The sequence below is a fragment of the Methylobacterium oryzae genome, from assembly GCF_021398735.1.
Classification (GTDB): Bacteria; Pseudomonadota; Alphaproteobacteria; order Rhizobiales; family Beijerinckiaceae; genus Methylobacterium.
In genome coordinates, this window is record NZ_CP090349.1 from 1,381,369 (window position 1) to 1,399,705 (window position 18,337).

Below are 18,337 nucleotides of genomic sequence, written 5' to 3' on the forward strand. Positions count from 1 at the left end.
ATCGTCCCCCGGTTGAGGGCGGCTCAGTGGCTGATCATCCAGGGCCGCGCCTTCGGGAAGCTCTTGGCGGCCGCCGGGGCGGCAGCGGCCTTCTTGGGTGAGCAGCAGCCGCAGCCGGCCCCGTGACTGGCGGAGCGCCTGGGCGCGTGGCGGCTGCGCTCGTTGGTGGCGTGGGCGGTCCTGAGGCCCGCATCCATGCCGGCGATGCGCGGCGCGGTGAGGAAGGCCCGCGGGCTCGCGCCGCCGCAATCCGGGCAGGCATGCGGCTCGCGGAACTCCGCCATCGGCCGCATCACCGTGAAGGGCCCGCAGGCCTCGCAGGCGTAGTCGTAGACGGGCATGGGGTGCTCTCAGGAAGGCTGCCGGTTCAGAAAGCGGTCGGGTCCAGCGCGGGTCCCCTCTCCCGTGCGGGAGAGGGGGCAGGTCGCGTTCGGTCAGGCCGGACGTGCCGAACGATCCATCATAGATCCGGCGAGAGCGGCATCTGGATCGAGCCGTCGAGGAACTTGGTCGGTCCGTCGGCGCCCGGGTTGATGTCGAACTCGAAGATCTTGGTCGGTATCCAGAGCGTCGCGCAGGCGTTCGGGATGTCGACGACGCCCGAGATGTGGCCCTGGACCGGCGCGGTGCCGAGGATCGAGTAGGCCTGCGCGCCCGAGTAACCGAACTTCTTCAGATACTCGATCGCGTTCAGGCAGGCCTGCCGGTAGGCGATGTGCACGTCGAGGTAGTGCTGGCCGCCGCTCTCGTCGACCGAGATGCCCTCGAAGATCAGGTGATCGTCGTATTTCGGCGTGATCGGCGACGGCTTGAAGATCGGGTTCTTGATCCCGTACTTGGCCATGCCGTCCTTGATCAGCTCGACCTTGAGATGCACCCAACCGGCCATCTCGATGGCGCCGCAGAAGGTGATCTCGCCGTCGCCCTGGCTGAAGTGGAGATCGCCCATCGAGAGGCCGGCGCCGGGGACGTAGACCGGGAAGTAGATCTTCGAGCCGCGCGACAGGTCCTTGATGTCGCAATTGCCGCCGTGCTCGCGGGGCGGGACGGTGCGGGCGCCGGTGGCGGCGGCCGCGTCCTTCGCGTCGCCCTTCAGGCGGCCCATGTGGGCGGTCGGCCCGAAGGGCAGGGTGGCGAGCGCCGGCACGCGCTCCGGGTCGGTGTCGTAGAGCGCCTTCTCGCGGGTGTTCCAGGTCTCCAGCATCTTCGGGTCGGGCAGGCAGCCGATCAGGCCGGGATGGATCAGGCCGGGGAAGCGCACGCCCGGGACGTGGCGCGACTTTGTGAACATGCCCTCGAAGTCCCAGATCGACTTCTGGGCCTGCGGGAAGTGCTCGGTGAGAAAGCCGCCGCCGTTCTTCTTCGAGAAGAAGCCGTTGAAGCCCCACTGGCTCTCGGGCTTGGCGCCGATGTCGAGGAGGTCGACCACCAGCAGGTCGCCGGGCTCGGCGCCCTCGACGCCGATGGGGCCTGAGAGGAAGTGCACGATCGACAGGTCGATGTCGCGCACGTCGTCGGCGGAATCGTTGTTCTTGATGAAGCCGCCGGTCCAGTCGTAGGTCTCGACGATGAAGTCCGCGCCCGGCTTCACGTAGGCGACCATGGGGATGTCGGGGTGCCAGCGGTTGTGCACCATGTCGTTGTCATAGGCCGACTGCGTCAGATCGACCTTGATCAGCGTCTCGGGCATTTTTTACGACTCCCTGCTGCGATTATGTTGGTCAAATCTTTGGCGCTGCCGTCATCGCGAGCGCAGCGAAGCGATCCAGCGGCGCTCCGTCTTGACGCCTCGCGCTGCCCTGGGTCGCTTCGCTGCGCTCGCGATGACGGCCCGCACGAAGCGTTCGGCGGCTAGACCGAGAGGAACCGGGCGACGGCGGCCTCGTCGATCCCGTCGCGCGGCGCCTCGTGGACGATGGCGCCGTTCTCCAGCACGATCACCCGGTCGGCGACGTCGAGGGCGAAGCTCAGGACCTGCTCGGACACGACGATGGAGAGGCCGCGCGCGTCGCGGATCTTTTTGAGAGTCCGACCCATCTCGCGGATGATCGAGGGCTGGATGCCCTCGGTGGGCTCGTCGAGGAGCAGGACCTTCGGTCGGCTCGCCAGCGCCCGGGCGATGGCGAGCTGCTGCTGCTGCCCGCCCGAGAGGTTGCCGCCCCGCCGGCCCTTCATCTCCAGCAGGACCGGAAACATGTCGTAGAGGTCCTGGGGCACCTTGCGGGTGCCGGTGACCGTCAGGCCGGTCTCGATGTTCTCCTGGACCGTCATGGTCGAGAAGATCATCCGGCCCTGCGGCACGTAGGCGAGGCCCTTGGCGACCCGGGCGTGGCTCTTCAGCCCGGCGACGTCCGCGCCCTCGACCTGGATCGACCCGGCCTTGACGGGCACGAGGCCCATCAGGGTCTTCATGAGCGTGGTCTTGCCCATGCCGTTGCGGCCCATCACGGCGACGATCTCGCCCGGTGCCACCGAGAAGGTCAGCCCGTGCAGGACCTCGCTCTGGCCGTAGGCGGCGTGCAGGTCCTCGACGGCGAGGGCCGGCGTCGCGGACGGGGCCGCGGTCGGCGGGGGCGCCTGGACGCCGGGGATGTGCGCAGTCTGGAGCGACGCCATCGTCAATGTCCCAGATACACTTCGATGACCTTCGGGTCGTTCTTGACCCGCTCCATCGAACCTTCGGAGAGCACCTTACCCTGGTGCAGGACGGTCACCCGGTGGGCGATGTCCTCGACGAACTTCATGTCGTGCTCGATCACCAGCACCGAGCGGCCCTTGATGATCTGGTTGAGCAGCTCGGCGGTCTTGATCCGCTCGCCGACGCTCATCCCGGCCACCGGCTCGTCGAGCATCAGCAATTCCGGGTCCTGGATCAGCAGCATCCCGATCTCCAGCCACTGCTTCTGGCCGTGGCTCAGGAACTCGGCCCGCTCCCTGAGCTGGTCCTTCAGGAAGATCGTCTCGGCGATGGCGTGGATGCGGTCGCGGACCTCAGCGTCCCGCTTGAACGTGAGGGCGCCGAAGACCGAGCGGCCGCGGGGGAACGAGATCTCCAGGTTCTCGAACACCGTCAGGTCGTCGTAGATCGACGGCGTCTGGAACTTGCGGCCGACGCCGGCCTGCACGATCGCGCTCTCGGAGAGCTTGGTCAGTTCCTGGCCCTTGTACTTGATCGAGCCGGCGCTGGCCCGGGTGCGCCCGCAGATCAGGTCGAGGACCGTGGTCTTGCCGGCGCCGTTCGGGCCGATGATCACCCGGATCTCGTCCGGATCGACGTAGAACGACACGTCGTTCACCGCCTTGAACCCGTCGAACGAGACCGTGAGCGCCTCGACGGCGAGGAGGTAGTCGGGCGGGGCCGCCTCGGCGCCGACCACGGGGGAGGAGAGGATCGCGGCATTCATGGAGGGACTCACTCAGCCGGAGTGCCGTGGGGCGGGACGATAGCGGGCGGCGGGGCGCGCAACGCCTTCACCCGGCGGGTGAGGCGGGGCTCGATGTGCTCGCGCCAGATCCCGGCGAGACCGTTCGGGAAGGCCAGCACCACCGCGATGAACAGGGCGCCGAGGCCGAACAGCCAGAGATCCGGAAAACTCTCGGAGAAGCTGGTCTTGGCCCAGTTGACGAGCAGCGTGCCCCAGACCGCGCCGAACAGCGACAGGCGCCCGCCGACCGCGGCGTAGATCACCATCTCGATCGACGGGACGATGCCCACGAAGGAGGGCGACATGAACCCGACCTGCAGGGTGAACATCGCGCCGCCGATCGCCGCCAGTCCGGCGGCGAAGCAGAAGGCGAAGACCTTGAAGCCCGCCACCGAGTAGCCGGAGAACCGGACCCGGTCCTCCTTGTCGCGCATGGCGACGAGGATGCGGCCGAGCTTCGACTTTTTCACGTACTGCGCCGCCAGGATGCAGGCGATCAGCAGGCCGCCGTTGACGAAGTACAGGATGAACTTCGCCGAGTCGGAGCGGATGTCCCAGCCGTGGAGGGTGCGCAGGTCGGTGATGCCGTTGATGCCGCCGGTGTAGCCCTGCTGGCCGACGATCAGGATGGTCAGGATCGCCGCGATCGCCTGGGTGATGATGGCGAAGTAGGTGCCCCCGACCCGGCGCTTGAACATCGCGAAGGAGATCAGCATTGCGAACAGGACCGGGACGGCCACCGCCAGGATCAGTGTCAGCGGCAGGCTCTTGAACGGCTGCCAGAACCAGGGGAGCGCGGTGATCTGGTTCCAGTCCATGAAGTCCGGGATCCCGGGCGTGGACTGGATCTTTGTATTCTCGATGCTCGAAGCTTCCAGCTTCAAGTACATCGCCATGCAGTAGCCGCCGAGGCCGAAGAACACCCCCTGGCCGAGGGAGAGGATGCCCGCGTAGCCCCAGCAGATCACCAGACCGAGGGCGACGAACGCGTAGGTGAGGTACTTGCCGACGAGGTTGAGGCGGAAGCTGTCGAGCACTAGCGGCAGGACGACCAGGATCACGCCGGCCAGGAGGCAGAGGCTCAGCCACTCCACCGGCTTCATGAACGGGTTGTCGTTGACGGTGACGGATTTGGTGAGGGTCTGGACCGGGTTCGTCATGGTCGAAAATCCTCAGCGCCGGACCTTGAGGGTGAAGAGGCCCTGCGGCCTCAGCATCAGGATGCCGACCACCGCGAGCAGGGTGATGACCTTGGCCATCGAGCCGGAGAGGAAGAACTCCAGGGTCGACTGCGTCTGGGAGATCGAGAAGGCCGACGCGATGGTGCCGAGCAGGCTCGCGGCGCCGCCGAACACCACGATCAGAAAGGTGTCGACGATGTAGAGCTGGCCGGAGGTCGGCCCGGTCGAGCCGATCATCGTGAAGGCGGAGCCGGCGATGCCGGCGATGCCGCAGCCGAGGCCGAACGTGTAGCGGTCGACCTTCTCGGTATCGATGCCCACCGCCCCCGCCATGGCGCGGTTCGACATGACGGCGCGGACCTGCTGGCCGAAGCGCGAGCGGAAGATCAGCAGCGCGACGCTGACGGTGATCAGGATGGTGACGGCCATGACGAACAGGCCGTTGATCGGGATCTCGATCGTGTCGGTGACCTGCACCGAGCCGATCAGCCAGGACGGCAGCTCGACGCCGACCTCGCGGGCGCCGAAGATCGACCGGTAGGCCTGCTGGAGGATCAGCGAGAGGCCCCAGGTGGCGAGCAGCGTGTCGAGCGGGCGCTTGTAGAGGAACCGGATCAGGCCCCATTCCACCAGCATGCCCAGAGCCCCGGAGGCGAGGAATGCCAGCCCCATCGCGATGAAGAAATAGATCGGGAAGAGCGCCGGCAGGTAGGTCTGGAAGAAGGTCGAGCAGAGATAGGTGACGTAGGCGCCGAGGATCATGAACTCCCCGTGGGCCATGTTGATCACGCCCATCTGGCCGAAGATGATCGCGAGCCCCAGCGCCATCAGCAGGTAGACGGAGAACAGGATCAGGCCTGCGAAGCCCTGCATGGCGAAGATCGCGCCGAGGTCGCCGAGGGAGTAGTCGCCGAGCATGGTTTCGGTCTTCCGCAAAAGGAGTGCGTCTTCTGCCGACTCGTCACGGCCTCCGGGCGAACCGGGCCGTCTTTGCGAGCGGAGCGAAGCAATCCAGGGACGCGCTTCGTGCCGGAAAGTCTCGCTGCCCTGGGTCGCTTCGCTGCGCTCGCGATGACGCTGGGGAGGGGCTAATTTGCCCCTCCGAACGAGGTGACTACTGGTAGCCCTTCGGGAAGGGATCGGGCTTGATCAGCTCGGGGCTGGTGTAGACGATCTCGAACTGGCCGTCGGGCTTCGCCCGGCCGACCCGGGTCTTCGACCAGAGATGGTGGTTCTCGTCGATCTTCACGTAGCCTTCCGGCGCGCCCTTGAACTCGATCCCGGGCGAGGCCGCCACCACCTTGTCGACGTCGAACGAGCCGGCCTTCTCGCAGGCCATCTTCCACAGGAACGGGCCGAGATAGGCCGCCTGCGTCACGTCGCCGATGACCGTCTTCTCGCCCCACATCTTCTTGAACGCGGCCACGAATGCCTTGTTGTTCTCGTTCTGGATCGACTCGAAGTACTTCATGCAGGCGTAGGCCCCGGCGATGTTCTCGCCGCCGATGCCGTCGATCTCGTCCTCGGTCACCGAGATCGTCATCAGCACCTGCTTCGACAGGTCGATGCCCGCCGCCTTGAGCTGCTTGTAGAACGCCACGTTCGAGCCGCCGACCACGTCGGCGAAGATCACCTTGGGCTTGGTGAGCTTGATCTTGTTGATGACCGAGTTGAACTGCGTGTGGCCGAGGGGGAAGTACTCCTCGCCGACGACCTTGCCCTTGAGCACGTTCTCCACGTGCTTGCGGGCGATCTTGTTGGAGGTGCGCGGCCAGATGTAGTCGGAGCCGATGAAGTAGAAGCTGTCGCCGCCCTTCTCCTTGTGGACCCAGTCCAGGCCGGCGAGGATCTGCTGCGTGGCCTCCTGGCCGGTGTAGAAGACGTTCTTCGACTGCTCCAGGCCCTCGTAGAAGGTCGGGTAGTACAGCAGGCCGTTGTACTGCTCGAAGACCGGCAGCACCGCCTTGCGCGAGGCCGAGGTCCAGCAGCCCATCACGGCGGCGCAGTGGTCGTTGACGAGGAGCTTCTTGGCCTTCTCGGCGAAGGTCGGCCAGTCGGAGGCGCCGTCCTCCTGGATGATCTTGATCTTGCGGCCGAGCACGCCGCCGGCGTCGTTGATCTGCTGGATCGCGAGCTTCTCCGCTTCCTGCGCGCCCGTCTCCGAGATCGCCATCGTGCCGGTGACCGAGTGCAGAATGCCGACCGTCACCTCGCTGTCGGTCACCGCGAGGCCCGTGGTGTTGACCGCCGCGGTCGGCGGCGCCGCCCAGGCGGTGCGCGGCAACAGCGCCAGCGCCGGGGCGCCGGCCAATCCCATGAGCAGCCTGCGCCGCAGCGGGGAGCGCAAGCCGTGATCGGCGCCGGTCTCGGTGTCGTCTGCCATGTGCCTGACCCTGTTCGCGTCCGGGCCTTGAGAGGCGGCCCGGATCGACGAGCGCAGGCTAGGTCCTGGGTTGCAGTGCGGCCTATACGCGATTTTGCGTATGGCCGTGGTCTTGCATGCGCCGCACCATCGCGGCGGAATACTTTGAGGTCGGGGTGGCTGAGAGCGCGAATAGTGGGAGCACCGCTCCGGTGCCCGGTCTTTCGCGCGCGCGCGCGTCGCGCGGCCGCCCGTGCGCGACGCTGCCCGGGCACGACGGGCTGATCGTCCCGGCCGGGGCCCGATGAGCGGTCCGCAGCGCATCATCCCCATCCGCCGGGACTACAACCGCTTCGTCGCCGACGAGACGCTGGAGGATTACGCCCTCCGCTTCACCGCCAAGAAGGCGCGGCGCTGGTCGAGCCTCGAGGTGGCGCAGACGGCCCTCGGCTCGATCTCGTTCCTCGCGCTGGAGGCGATCGGCGGGACGCTGGCGCTCACAGCGGGATTTCCCAACACGGTGGCGGCCGTGCTGGTCGTCGGCCTGATCATCTTCGCCACGGCGGCGCCGATCACGGTCTACGCCGCCCGCTACGGCGTCGACATGGACCTGCTCACCCGGGGCGCCGGCTTCGGCTATCTAGGCTCGACCGTCACCTCGCTGATCTACGCGAGCTTCACCTTCCTGTTCTTCGCCATCGAGGCGGCGATCATGGCTCTGGCTCTGCAGCTCTGCTTCGGGCTGCCGCTCGGCGTCGGCTACCTGCTCTGCGCCGGAGCGGTGATTCCCCTGGTCGTCTACGGGATCCGGCTGATCAGCCGGTTCCAGATCTGGACGCAGCCGATCTGGATCGCCTTGAGCCTGCTGCCGCTGATCTTCGTGGCGGCGCAGGGCACGGGGCCGCTGCGGGCGCTCGCCGGCTACCCGGGCCTCGACGGCGGCGGGGGCGGCTTCGACCTCGCGCGCTTCGGTCTCGCCACCGGCGTCCTGCTGGCGCTGCTCGCCCAGGTCGGCGAGCAGGTCGACTTCCTGCGCTTCGTGCCGGAGCCGCGGGGCCCGCGCGACCGCCGCTGGTGGCTCGCCGTCCTCTCGGGCGGCGCTGGCTGGATCCTGCCCGGGATGCTGAAGATCCTGCTCGGCGCCGCGCTGGCGGTCCTTGCGCTGGGGCACGGCGTCCCGGCCGAGCACGCCGCCGAGCCGACCCGCATGTACGCGGTGGCCTTCGGCTACCTGACGGGGGAGGGGAGCCGGGCGGCGCTGCTGCTCACCGGGCTGTTCGTCCTCGTGTCGCAGCTCAAGATCAACCTGACCAACGCCTATGCCGGCTCGATCGCGTGGTCGAACTTCTTCTCGCGCCTGACCCACAGCCATCCGGGACGGGTGGTCTGGCTCGTGTTCAACGTCGCCATCGCGGTGCTCCTGATGGAGCTCGGCATCGACAAGACCATCGAGAGCACCCTGCCATTCTACGCCTCCGTGGTCTCGGCCTGGGTCGGCGCGCTCGCCGCCGACCTCGCGGTCAACAAGCCGCTCGGCCTCTCGCCCCCGGGCATCGAGTTCAAGCGCGCCCACCTTTACGCGGTGAATCCCGTGGGGACCGGCGCCATGGCGCTATCCCTCGCGGCCGGGGGCGCGGCCTATGTCGGCTGGCTCGGCGCGACCCTGCAGCCCTTCGCGCCATTGCTGACCCTGGCGATCGCGTTCTGCGCCGCGCCGGCGATCGCCTGGGCGACGGCGGGGCGCTGGTACATGGCGCGGGTCCCGAAGCGGGATTGGGGCGCGGCCGAGGTGGTCTGCCGGGTCTGCGAATTGCCCTTCGAGGGCGAGGACATGGCCCATTGCCCGGCCTACGACGCCCCGATCTGCTCCCTCTGCTGCTCGCTCGACGCCCGCTGCGGCGACCTGTGCAAGCCCCACGGGCGCCTGGAGGTGCAGGCGCAGGCCGCCGTCGCGCGGATCCTGCCGGGCCGCACCGCTGCCTGGATCGGCGCGCCACTGGGCCGCTACCTCGCGGTGATGCTGACGCTCTGCGCGGTGATCGGCCTGATCCTCGGCATCGTGCACGCGGGCGCGACGATCGCCCACCCGGAGAATCGCGAGTTCCTGCGCACGGCGCTGACCAGCGTGTTCTTCACCCTGGTGGTGATCCTCGGCGTCGTGGCGTGGCTGTTCGTGCTCGCCCAGGAGAGCCGGCGCGTCGCCCAGGCCGAGACGATGCGCCAGACCGCGCTCTACCAGGCCGAGATCGCCGCCCATAAGATCACCGACGCCAAGCTGCAGGAGGCCAAGGAGCGGGCCGAGGCCGCCAATCAGGCCAAGAGCCGCTACGTGGTCGGGATCAGCCACGAGCTGCGAACGCCGCTCTCCACGGTGCTCGGCTACGCCCAGCTCCTCGAATCCGACCCCGCGATCCCGGCCCACCGGGTCAACGGCCTGCGGGTGATCCGGCGCAGCGCCCAGCACCTGTCGGGCCTGATCGACGGCCTCCTCGACATCTCGCGCATGGAGGCCGGGCGCCTCCAGATCCACCGCGACGAGGTCCGGCTGACCGACTTCCTCGACCAGCTGGTCGACATGGTCCGCCTCCAGGCGCGGGAGGCCGGGCTCGAGTTCCGCTTCGCGCGGCCCGAGATCCTGCCCGCGGTGGTCGCCACCGACGAGAAGCGCCTGCGGCAGGTGCTGCTCAATCTCCTGTCGAACGCCATCAAGTTCACGGAAGCCGGCACCGTCTCGCTGGACCTCAGCTACCGGAGCCAGATCGCGGTGTTCACTATCCGCGATACCGGGCCGGGCATCCCGGAGGCGGACCTCGCGCGGATCTTCGAGCCGTTCGAGCGCGGCTCGACCCCGGCCGCCCGCAGCACGCCGGGGACCGGGCTCGGGCTCACCATCGCCAACCTGCTGGCGCAGCTCCTGGGCGGCGAGATCACCGTGACCGCCGCCCCCGGCGGCGGCACGCAGGCGCGGCTGCGCCTGATGCTGGCCTCCGTGGCCCAGCCCGCGCCGATCGTCGCGCCCGCGCCGGCCGCACCCCCGGAGCGGGCCTACGCGGGCGCGCGCCGCACCGTCCTGGTCGCCGACGACGACAGCGCTCACCGCGCGCTGATGCGGGCGATCCTGGAGCCGCAGGGCATCTCCGTGCGGGAGGCCGGCTCCGGATCCGAGTGCCTCGCGACGGTCGCACAAGGCGGCGTCGACCTCGTCCTCCTCGACATCGCGATGCCCGGGATGAGCGGCTGGGCGGCGGCGGCGGCCCTGCGGCAGGCCGGGCATACCGGCCCGATCGCCATGATGTCCGCCAACGTCCACGAGATCAGCCCGACCCGGGGCGACGACGCCCCGCACGACGCGATCTTCGCCAAGCCCTTCGACCTGCGCGACGTGATGGAGCGGATCGGCAAGCTCCTGCACCTCGAATGGACCGAGGGCGCCGCGCCGGGGCGGTCCGGGGCGGCCGCGGCCGCGGCCGCGGCGGACGTCCCGGGGCCGGGGCCCGAGCATGTCGGCGAGCTCCTGCGCCTCGGCCGGATCGGGCATATCCGCGCCATCGAGGCCAAGCTGACCCAGATGGAGCAGGACCCGACCGTGCCGCCCGCTTTCGTCACCCGGATGCGCGGGCTCGTCGAGGGATACGACCTTCGCCGCTACCTCGCGGTCCTGCAGGAACTCGCCCGCCATGACTGAGGCGCCGAAGGTCCAGCCGCACCGGGACATCGTCCTGGTGATCGACGATTCGCCCGACACGCTGAGCTTCCTCACCGAGGCGATCGAGCGGTCCGGCGCCACCGTGCTGGTCGCCGTCGGCGGCGACCTCGCCCTGACCCTGGTGGACGAGATCACCCCCGACGTGATCCTCCTCGACGCGGTGATGCCGGGCCTCGACGGGTTCGAGACCTGCCGGCGGCTCAAGGCCAAGCCGCAGCTCGCCGGCGTGCCGGTGATCTTCATGACCGGGCTGAGCGAGACCGAGCACATCGTGAAGGGGCTCTCCGCCGGCGGGATCGACTACGTCACGAAGCCCATCGCCCCCGACGAGATCCTGGCCCGGATCCGCGTGCATCTCGCGAGCGCCCGCGCCGCGCAGAGCGCCCGGACCGCCCTCGACACGGCCGGGCGGACCCTGTTCGCGGTCGCCGAGGATGGCACGATCCTGTGGTCGACCCCGCAGGCCGGACGCCTGCTCGCCGGGCTCGGCGCGGTACCCTCCGGCACCCCCGCGCTGCCCGCCGGCGCCCGCGAGTGGCTGCGCGGTTGCCTCGCCGGCGCCGCCCAGCCCCTCGCGCTGACCGATCGCGACGGCGTCGCCTACGCCCTGACCTTCATCGGCCGCACCCCAGACGAGATCCTGCTCCGCCTGTCGCGCGACGCGCTGTCGGCGGGGGTCGAGCGGCTGCGGGTGCGCCTGCCGGTCACCGGGCGCGAGGCGGAGGTCCTCCTCTGGCTGTCCCGGGGCAAGTCGAGCCGCGACATCGGCGAGATCCTCGGGCTGAGCCACCGGACCGTGACGAAGCACCTCGAGAGCATCTACGCGAAGCTCGGCGTGGAGAACCGCACGGCCGCCTCGATCATCGCGGCGCGGCACCTGCAGGATTGAGCCCGCGCGGAAGCCGGTCGGCAGGGTTGCGCCGGCCGCGGATCCCCAAGCTTGTCCACAGGCGTCGATCCCCGGCGAAACGCCTTGGTAAGCCCCGCCGCCCCACGGTCCCGGCTCAGCCCGACAAGCCGAGTCCGGATGCGATGATGACCAGCCAGCAGCTCGCCGACGAACTGAAGCGGATCGCCACCACCCAGGTCAGCGACATCACGCGGGCAGTGAAGGAAGGCCAGAAGTCGATCGCCCTCAATGAGGTGCGGGACATGGCGCGGCGCCTCGGCCTGCTCGCGGACGCCTTCGATCCGAAATCCGCGGCCGAGAGATCCGAGGCCGACGGTGCGAGCGTCGCCGAAGCGGTCGACGACGCCCAGGCCGCCTGACACCCGTTGCCGGCGGCGTCCCGCCGGTCCCCTCCCAGGAGCGCTCCATGGTCCGCGCGCACTTCACCATCCGCCTCGGCAACGCCTCGCTCCCGGCCTCGGCGGCCCAGTGGGTCGAGGATGTCGAGGCCGCCCGGTCGACCGCGCGCACGATCGTGCAGGGGCTGATGCGTCAGCACGGCGGCGACCCACGCCTCATCGAGGCCGCGATGGTGATCACCGGCGACGACGGCGCCGTGCTGCTCGAGATGTCCTTCTTCGACACGCTGTACCTGCCGGTCGAGCCGGTGCCCGACGCCGACCGGCGCCGGCCGCGCGCGCCCCGCGGGGCCGCGCCGCGGGGACTGACGGCCGCCCTCGGCCCGGTCCGGCGCCTCGCCGGCGCGCTGGGCATGCGCGCGCAGCCGCAGCCGCGACCGCTGCCCGGGCGCTGAGACGCTTCAGCCGTAGAGATCGCTGACCACGAAGCCCCGCGGCGCGAGGCGCTCGGCCAGTACGCGCCGGTGGCAGCCGGCCGGATCGCGCTCGAAGCAGAGCAGGCAGATCGGCGACGCCTCGGCGAGCGCGGCGAGTTCGTCGAGCGCCGCGATCCCGGCAGCGGTGTCCAGCACTTCCTCGCAGTAGATCCGGCGCATCAGCGCCGCGTCCCCGGCCCGCGCCGCCTGCCGGCCGGATTTCGGGGTGCCGAGGCTGCGCAGATGCGCGTAGCCGAGCCCGGCTTCGCGCAGGGAGGTGCCGAGCGCGCCCTTCGAGAAGCCGCGCTTGCGCGAGTTCGCCACCGCCCGGACATCCGCCAGCACCGCGACCCCGGCCGAGCGCAGGACGCCGACGAGGCGCTCCGAGTCGAGGCCTTCGTAGCCTATGGTAAAGAGTTGCTTACTCACGGTGCCCCGTCCGGACTCGCGTTGCGGGACCGCGACTTAGCCGTATGCGGCCCTGTGAACCAGCCGGGGATCGACGCCGTATGTCGCGGGGATGCAACGCGTCCCGGAATTCCGCCGCAATGATCGCAAAGCTCCGTTAACCGCGCCAGGGCCATCGAATACGCCTGTCTGTGGCGCATCTTCGGTGGCGGGCTAAACACTGATGTCGCGGATCTACACGCCTTCGCGGTCACCGATCGAAGATCTCGCTCGGGGCCTGATCAGTCGCCTCAAGCCGGCCCGGCGTCTCGCCGGGCGCTTCGCCGCCGCCGCGATCCTGGCCGGCCTCGCCGCCTGCGCGTCGAACAACGACTTCTATCCGACGAAGGGCGACGCCAAGCCCCATCCGGGCGTGGCCAAGGCCAAGCTTCACCCGATCCAGGGCATCGATATCTCGAAGTGGCAGGGCAACGTCGACTGGGCCTCGGTCCGCGCCGCCGGCACCCAGTTCGCCTTCATCAAGGCCACCGAGGGCGGCGACCACGTCGACGAGCGCTTCCGGACCAACTGGGACGGCGCGGCCCGGGCCGGCGTGCCGCGCGGGGCCTACCACTTCGTGTTCTGGTGCCGCTCCGCCCGGGAGCAGATGGACTGGTTCAAGAAGAACGTCCCCAACGACCCCACCGCCCTGCCGCCTGTCCTCGACGTCGAGTGGAACGGCCACTCGCAGACCTGCCCGAAGAAGCTGCCCAAGGCCCAGGCCCTGGCGATGGTCACCGAGATGCTGGAGGAGATGGAGCGCTACACCGGCAAGCGCCCGATCATCTACACCGACATCACGTTCCACAAGGACGTCCTGGAGGGCGAGCTCCCCGATTACCCGCACTGGCTGCGCTCCACCGCGGCCGAGCCGGAGCAGCGCTTCGTCAACCGCAAGTGGATGCTGTGGCAGTTCACGTCCACGGGCCGGGTTCCGGGCGTGCGCGGCGACGTCGACCGCAACGCCTTCTACGGCACCCCGTCCGAATGGGCCTCGTTCCTGACGACCGACTGCGACCCGCGCGAGCACAAGCGGCTCTCCGAGCAGGGGCTCTGCACGGACAAGTAGATGAAAGGCGTCGGCGAAACCTAGGTTAGTTCAAGGACGTAGAGCGCGGGGTATGGCTGACGGGCCCGCGCACCGGCGGGCGAGCCCGAGAGGATCCTGACGGGAGACTCTCCTCCCGCACCTCTCCGTCCCCTATGCCGATCGACTCTGCCGCCTCCACCGGCAACCTGCTCCTCGACGCGCTGCCGGGTTCGGATCGCGCCCTGATCGCCCCCCACTTGGAGCCGGTGACCTTCGCCAAGGGGGATACGGCGCTGGCGGCGGGCGCCGCGGCGAGCCACGTCATCTTCCCCCGCGACCAGACCGTCGTGGCGCTGATCGTCGCCACGCGGGACGGCCGGACGGCCGAGATCGCGAGCGTCGGGCACGAGGGCGCGATCGGCGGGATCATCGGCGAGGGGCGGCTGCCGCCCGCGGTCAGCGGGCTGGCGCAGATCGGCGGCGCGGCTTTGCGCCTCGACGCGGCGCGGCTCCGGCAGGCCGAGCTCGAGTCATCGACGCTCCGCGACCTGTTCGCGCGCTACGCCGACTGCTTCCTGGCTCAGCTGTTCCAGATCGCGGCCTGCAACGCCCTGCACCCGATCGAGCAGCGCTGCCTGCGCTGGCTGCTGTCGCTGCAGGACCGGACGGGCGGCGACACCCTCCCGATCACGCACGAGGTCCTGGCCTCCATGCTGGGGGTCCAGCGGACCTACCTCACGCGGATCCTGCGGGTGCTGCAGGAGCAGGGCCTCATCCGGGTCGGCCGCGGGCGCATCACGATCCTCGACCGCCGGGCGGTCTCGAACGCCGCCTGCGAGTGCCACGCCCGCGTGCGGATGCAGTGCGAGGCGGTGCTCGGCGCGGTTTTCCGGGCCGAGGAGCCCCGCCGGACCGAGCCGGTCGAGACGCTGTCGCGCGCCGGGTGAGGGACCGGCCCGCGATCCGTCGACCACGTCAGGCAACGACCGGCACGCAGACCGGCGCCGCGAGGCCCGGCACCGGCGCCACCACCACGTCGATCCCGTAGATCAGGCGCAGCAGCTCCGGCGTGACCGTCGCGGCGGCGGGTCCGTCGGCGACGAGGCGGCCCGCGTGCAGGGCGATGAGGCGGTCGGCGCAGAGCAGGGCGTGCCCGGGATCGTGCGTCGAGAACAGCACGGCGATGCCGGCCTCGGCGAGGCGGCGGACCTGCCCGAGGACGCGGGCCTGGTTGCCGAAATCGAGGCTCGCGGTCGGCTCGTCCATGACGAGGAGCCGCGGCTCGCCGCTGAGCGCCCGCGCGATCAGCGCGAGCTGGCGCTCGCCGCCGCTGATCTCGGTGTAGACCTGATCGGCGAGATGGCCGATCCCGAGCGCCGCCAGCGCCCGCTCGGCGGCCGCGACGTCCGACGGCCCGGGGGCGGCGAACGGGCCGAGCCGGCTCGCCCGGCCCATCACGACGACCTCGCGCACCGTGAACGGGAAGTACGCCGCGTGCGCCTGCGGCACGGCGGCGATGGTGCGGGCGACGGCTTTCCGCGACAGGCGCGACAGGTCGGTGCCGTCGAGGATCACCCGCCCGGCGCGGGCGGACAGCAGGCCGAGCAGCGTCTGGAACAGCGTGGTCTTGCCGCCGCCGTTCGGCCCGACGAGGCACAGCACCTCGCCGGCGGCGAGGTCGAACGACACGTCGTGGCCGACGATCCGGCTGCTGTAGCCGAAGGCGAGGTCCCGGACCCGGAGCAGCATCAGCTGAAGCCCCGGCGCCCGGACGCCAGCAGCCAGAGGAAGAACGGCGCCCCGACCAGGGCCGTCAGGATGCCGAGGGGCACCTCGACGGTGCCGAGATTGCGGGCGATCAGGTCGACCAGCACGAGGTAGCCCGCCCCGAGGACGAGCGAGGCGGGCAGCAGGCGGCGGTAATCCGGCCCGACCAGCAGCCGGGCGACGTGCGGCACGATCAGCCCGATCCAGCCGATGACCCCGGTCATCGCCACGGCCGCCGCCGTGATCAGGGTCGCGCCGGCGATCAGGACGGGGCGCAGCACCCGCGTCTCCACGCCGAGGGCCCGCGCCTCCGCGTCGCCGAGGCTCATCAGGTTCATGCGCCAGCGCAGCAGCACCAGCGGCACGAGGCCGAGCAGCAGCATCGGCAGGGTGGCGGCGACGTCGCCGAGGGTGACCGAGGACAGGCTCCCGAGGAGCCAGAAGGTGATCGCCGGCAGCTGGTTGTAGGGATCGGCCAGCACCTTGAGGAGCGAGATGCCCGCCCCGAGGACCGCCCCCACCGCGACGCCGGCGAGGACCAGCGTCAGGACCGGGTCGTGCCGCCGCACGGCGAGGCCGACGCCGTACACCGCCGCGACGGCGCCGAGCCCGCCCAGGAAGGCCAGGGCCTGGATCGGCGCCACCGGCAGGCCGAGATAGATCCCCAGGACGGCGCCGAGCCCGGCGCCGGCCGAGACGCCGAGGATGTCGGGCGAGACCAGCGGGTTGCGGAACAGGCCCTGGTAGGTCGCCCCCGCGGCCGACAGGGCCGCGCCGACGACCAGCGCGGCGATCACCCGGGGCAGGCGCACCTGCATCACGACCGTCTCCGCCGTCGCCGGAACCCGGAGGGGCAGCCCGAGCAGGCGGTGGCCGAGGATCGCGGCGAGGTCGGCGGGCGCGACCGGGTACTTGCCGACCGCCAGCGCCACGGCGGTCAGCGCCAGCAGGGCGAGACCGGTCAGCAGCGCCGCGGGCAGGCGGAGGCGGCTGCGCGCCCGGATCGTCTCGGCGGCGGCCGGGACGCGACTCACCGCGCCGGGCCCGGGGGGCCGCCAGGCGGCGTCGGGCCGACGAGGGCGTCGGCCTGACCGAAATCGAGGTCGACATGGTAGAAGCGGCCGTAGAAGGCGCGCACCACCTCGGGCATCGGCTGCGGGAACAGGTCCGGATGAAGCCGGGCCGCCAGCCAGCGCAGGCCGATCAGCCGGTTGACCCCCGGCGGGGCGTCGAACCACGGGAAGGGCTGGAGCGGCGCCACGTAGACCCGCCCGGTCCGCACGGCCCGGACGTCCCGCCACAGCGGGTCGGCGCGCAGCCCGGCCGCGAAGGCCGGGTCGAGGGTGACGATCACGTCGGGGTTCCAGGCGAGCACCTGCTCGGGCGAGACGTTGCCGAGGCGGCCGCCCCCGTCCTGCGCGACGTTGCGGCCGCCGGCGGCCTCGACCAGCTCGGTGTTGATCGAGCCGGCGAACCCCGTCTCCAGCCCGCGCGGCCCGCGCGCGTAGTAGACCCGGGGCCGCTTGTCCTCCGGGACCGTCGCGACGGCGCGGTCCACCGTGTCGGCGAGGCTCTGGGCCTCCGCCGCCAGGGCGTCCGCGTCGGACTGACGGCCCAGGGCCGCGCCGAGCTGCCGATACGCCTCCGGGGTCTTCGCGAAGCTGCCGTCGAGCAGGATGTAGGGGATCCCGGTCTGCGCCTGGACCCGGTCGGCGAGCGACGCGTAGGTCGGCCCGAGGCTGCCCGAATCCACGATCAGGTCCGGTTTGGCGGTCAGCACCGCCTCGACGTTCGCCGTGCCGCCGCGCCCGGTCAGGCGGCCGTAGGCGGGGAGGGCCCGGGTCCGGGGCGCGAGGAAGGGCAGCGCCTCGGGATGCGGGGCGCTCACCCAGCCGGCCATGAGGTCGGGCGCCAGCGTGTAGAGGAGCACCGCGGCCGGCGGTCCCGCGGCGAGCACCCGCCCAACCCGTTCGGAGAGTTCGACCGTGCGGCCGGCCGCGTCCGTGAACGGGCGTGCCGCCGCCCCGCCGGACGCCGCCAGCAGCAGGATCAGCGCCGCGGTGAGGGCGCGGCGGCGCGCGGGTCGCGGCGCCATCAGGCGGATTTCCGCTCCAGGATCTCGATCAGCGCCCCGTCGGGGCCCTCCACGAAGGCGATCCGGAGGCCGGGGCCGCGCTCCGTGATGCCGGTCCGCACGGGCACGCCCCGGGCGGTGAGATCGGCCATCGCGGCCTCGATGTCGGCGACGCGCAGCCCGAAATGCTCGATCCCGAGGCAGGGCGTGGCGGTCGCCGGCGCGATCTCGTCCGGGGCCTGCTCGATGAAGACGGCGAGGCCGCCGAGGTCGAGCACGACGCGCTGCACCGGGTCCGCGCCGACGCGCTTCACCTCCCGGGCCCCGAAGGTCTCGACGTAGAAGGAGGCGGCCGCGACGGCGTCGCGGCTGCGCAGGTGGAGGTGGTCGCAGGCGTAGTGCATCGGCTCTCCGGTTTCAGGTGATCCAGACGGGCGCGGCCCCCGGCCCGGAGGCGCCGTTCCGCGCCGTGTCCGACGATAGGGCCGGCGCGGAGCCGCGGCGAGATCGGCCGCTTGACGTTCGGCCCGAACCCGCAGACTTTCGCCGCCAGAACCGTTGCAGGGATGCAACATCCATCCCACATCCCGGTTGCGTACCCACATCGCACAGCCAACCGCA

At 70.6% G+C, this 18,337-nt stretch carries 18 protein-coding genes; 6 read left to right on the forward strand and 12 right to left on the reverse strand.

Features of this window, described 5'->3' with window-relative positions; genetic code table 11:
• Positions 1–23: 23 nt before the first annotated feature.
• The 7 genes from LXM90_RS06645 to urtA all read right to left on the reverse strand — a co-directional run bounded on the left by LXM90_RS06645 (position 24) and on the right by urtA (position 6,989).
• Positions 24–341: an FmdB family zinc ribbon protein gene (locus tag LXM90_RS06645; protein ID WP_234082134.1), complete on the reverse strand. Its 318-nt coding sequence runs from the start codon at positions 339–341 to the stop codon at positions 24–26.
• 119 nt (positions 342–460) lie between these two features.
• A complete protein-coding gene (fmdA, locus tag LXM90_RS06650) occupies positions 461–1,690 on the reverse strand; it encodes a formamidase (RefSeq protein WP_012322394.1) in 1,230 nt (409 codons plus the stop codon).
• A 161-nt stretch (positions 1,691–1,851) separates the two neighbouring features.
• A complete protein-coding gene (gene urtE / locus LXM90_RS06655) occupies positions 1,852–2,616 on the reverse strand; it encodes an urea ABC transporter ATP-binding subunit UrtE (RefSeq protein WP_234082137.1) in 765 nt (254 codons plus the stop codon).
• Positions 2,617–2,618: 2 nt separating this feature from the next.
• The gene (gene urtD, locus LXM90_RS06660; protein WP_012322397.1) at positions 2,619–3,404 is read right to left on the reverse strand and encodes an urea ABC transporter ATP-binding protein UrtD; all 786 of its coding nucleotides are present in this window, start codon (positions 3,402–3,404) and stop codon (positions 2,619–2,621) included.
• An 8-nt stretch (positions 3,405–3,412) separates the two neighbouring features.
• Complete coding sequence (gene urtC / locus LXM90_RS06665; RefSeq protein ID WP_234082139.1) at positions 3,413–4,585, reverse strand: urea ABC transporter permease subunit UrtC; 1,173 nt, start codon at positions 4,583–4,585, stop codon at positions 3,413–3,415.
• 12 nt (positions 4,586–4,597) lie between these two features.
• The gene (gene urtB, locus LXM90_RS06670; RefSeq protein WP_012322399.1) at positions 4,598–5,524 is read right to left on the reverse strand and encodes an urea ABC transporter permease subunit UrtB; all 927 of its coding nucleotides are present in this window, start codon (positions 5,522–5,524) and stop codon (positions 4,598–4,600) included.
• A 196-nt stretch (positions 5,525–5,720) separates the two neighbouring features.
• On the reverse strand, positions 5,721–6,989 hold the full coding sequence (gene urtA / locus LXM90_RS06675; RefSeq protein ID WP_042669481.1) for an urea ABC transporter substrate-binding protein: 1,269 nt from the start codon (positions 6,987–6,989) through the stop codon (positions 5,721–5,723).
• A 283-nt stretch (positions 6,990–7,272) separates the two neighbouring features.
• On the opposite strand from urtA, the gene LXM90_RS06680 reads away from it, so the two are divergent.
• The 4 genes from LXM90_RS06680 (at position 7,273) to LXM90_RS06695 (ending at position 12,377) form a co-directional block, all read left to right on the forward strand.
• Positions 7,273–10,653 (forward strand): ATP-binding protein, encoded by a 3,381-nt coding sequence (locus LXM90_RS06680; protein WP_234082143.1) that lies wholly within the window; start codon positions 7,273–7,275, stop codon positions 10,651–10,653.
• On the forward strand, positions 10,646–11,563 hold the full coding sequence (locus tag LXM90_RS06685; RefSeq protein WP_020092962.1) for a DNA-binding response regulator: 918 nt from the start codon (positions 10,646–10,648) through the stop codon (positions 11,561–11,563). The genes LXM90_RS06680 and LXM90_RS06685 overlap by 8 nt, the downstream gene beginning before the upstream one ends.
• Positions 11,564–11,706: 143 nt before the next feature.
• Entirely contained in the window at positions 11,707–11,943 is a 237-nt protein-coding gene (locus tag LXM90_RS06690; RefSeq protein WP_020092961.1) for a hypothetical protein, read from the forward strand.
• Between the two features lie 47 nt (positions 11,944–11,990).
• Positions 11,991–12,377: a hypothetical protein gene (locus tag LXM90_RS06695; protein ID WP_020092960.1), complete on the forward strand. Its 387-nt coding sequence runs from the start codon at positions 11,991–11,993 to the stop codon at positions 12,375–12,377.
• Between the two features lie 6 nt (positions 12,378–12,383).
• Here the strand turns inward: LXM90_RS06695 and LXM90_RS06700 are convergent, their stop codons facing one another.
• Complete coding sequence (locus LXM90_RS06700) at positions 12,384–12,827, reverse strand: DUF488 family protein (protein ID WP_020092959.1); 444 nt, start codon at positions 12,825–12,827, stop codon at positions 12,384–12,386.
• Between the two features lie 202 nt (positions 12,828–13,029).
• Between LXM90_RS06700 and LXM90_RS06705 the strand changes: the two genes are divergently transcribed.
• Both LXM90_RS06705 and LXM90_RS06710 read left to right on the forward strand, forming a co-directional pair.
• Positions 13,030–13,914 (forward strand): GH25 family lysozyme, encoded by an 885-nt coding sequence (locus LXM90_RS06705; RefSeq protein WP_020092958.1) that lies wholly within the window; start codon positions 13,030–13,032, stop codon positions 13,912–13,914.
• Between the two features lie 134 nt (positions 13,915–14,048).
• Entirely contained in the window at positions 14,049–14,822 is a 774-nt protein-coding gene (locus LXM90_RS06710) for a Crp/Fnr family transcriptional regulator (protein WP_020092957.1), read from the forward strand.
• 28 nt (positions 14,823–14,850) lie between these two features.
• Here the strand turns inward: LXM90_RS06710 and LXM90_RS06715 are convergent, their stop codons facing one another.
• The 4 genes from LXM90_RS06715 to LXM90_RS06730 are packed head-to-tail and all read right to left on the reverse strand — an operon-like array spanning position 14,851 to position 18,120.
• Positions 14,851–15,624, reverse strand: coding sequence for an ABC transporter ATP-binding protein (locus LXM90_RS06715; protein ID WP_020092956.1), 774 nt, complete (start codon positions 15,622–15,624; stop codon positions 14,851–14,853).
• Positions 15,624–16,676, reverse strand: coding sequence for a FecCD family ABC transporter permease (locus tag LXM90_RS06720; RefSeq protein ID WP_020092955.1), 1,053 nt, complete (start codon positions 16,674–16,676; stop codon positions 15,624–15,626). The genes LXM90_RS06715 and LXM90_RS06720 overlap by 1 nt, the downstream gene beginning before the upstream one ends.
• Entirely contained in the window at positions 16,673–17,737 is a 1,065-nt protein-coding gene (locus LXM90_RS06725; protein ID WP_020092954.1) for an iron ABC transporter substrate-binding protein, read from the reverse strand. Before LXM90_RS06725 ends, LXM90_RS06720 begins: the two co-directional genes overlap by 4 nt.
• Positions 17,737–18,120, reverse strand: coding sequence for a VOC family protein (locus LXM90_RS06730; protein WP_020092953.1), 384 nt, complete (start codon positions 18,118–18,120; stop codon positions 17,737–17,739). The genes LXM90_RS06725 and LXM90_RS06730 overlap by 1 nt, the downstream gene beginning before the upstream one ends.
• Positions 18,121–18,337 lie beyond the last annotated feature (217 nt).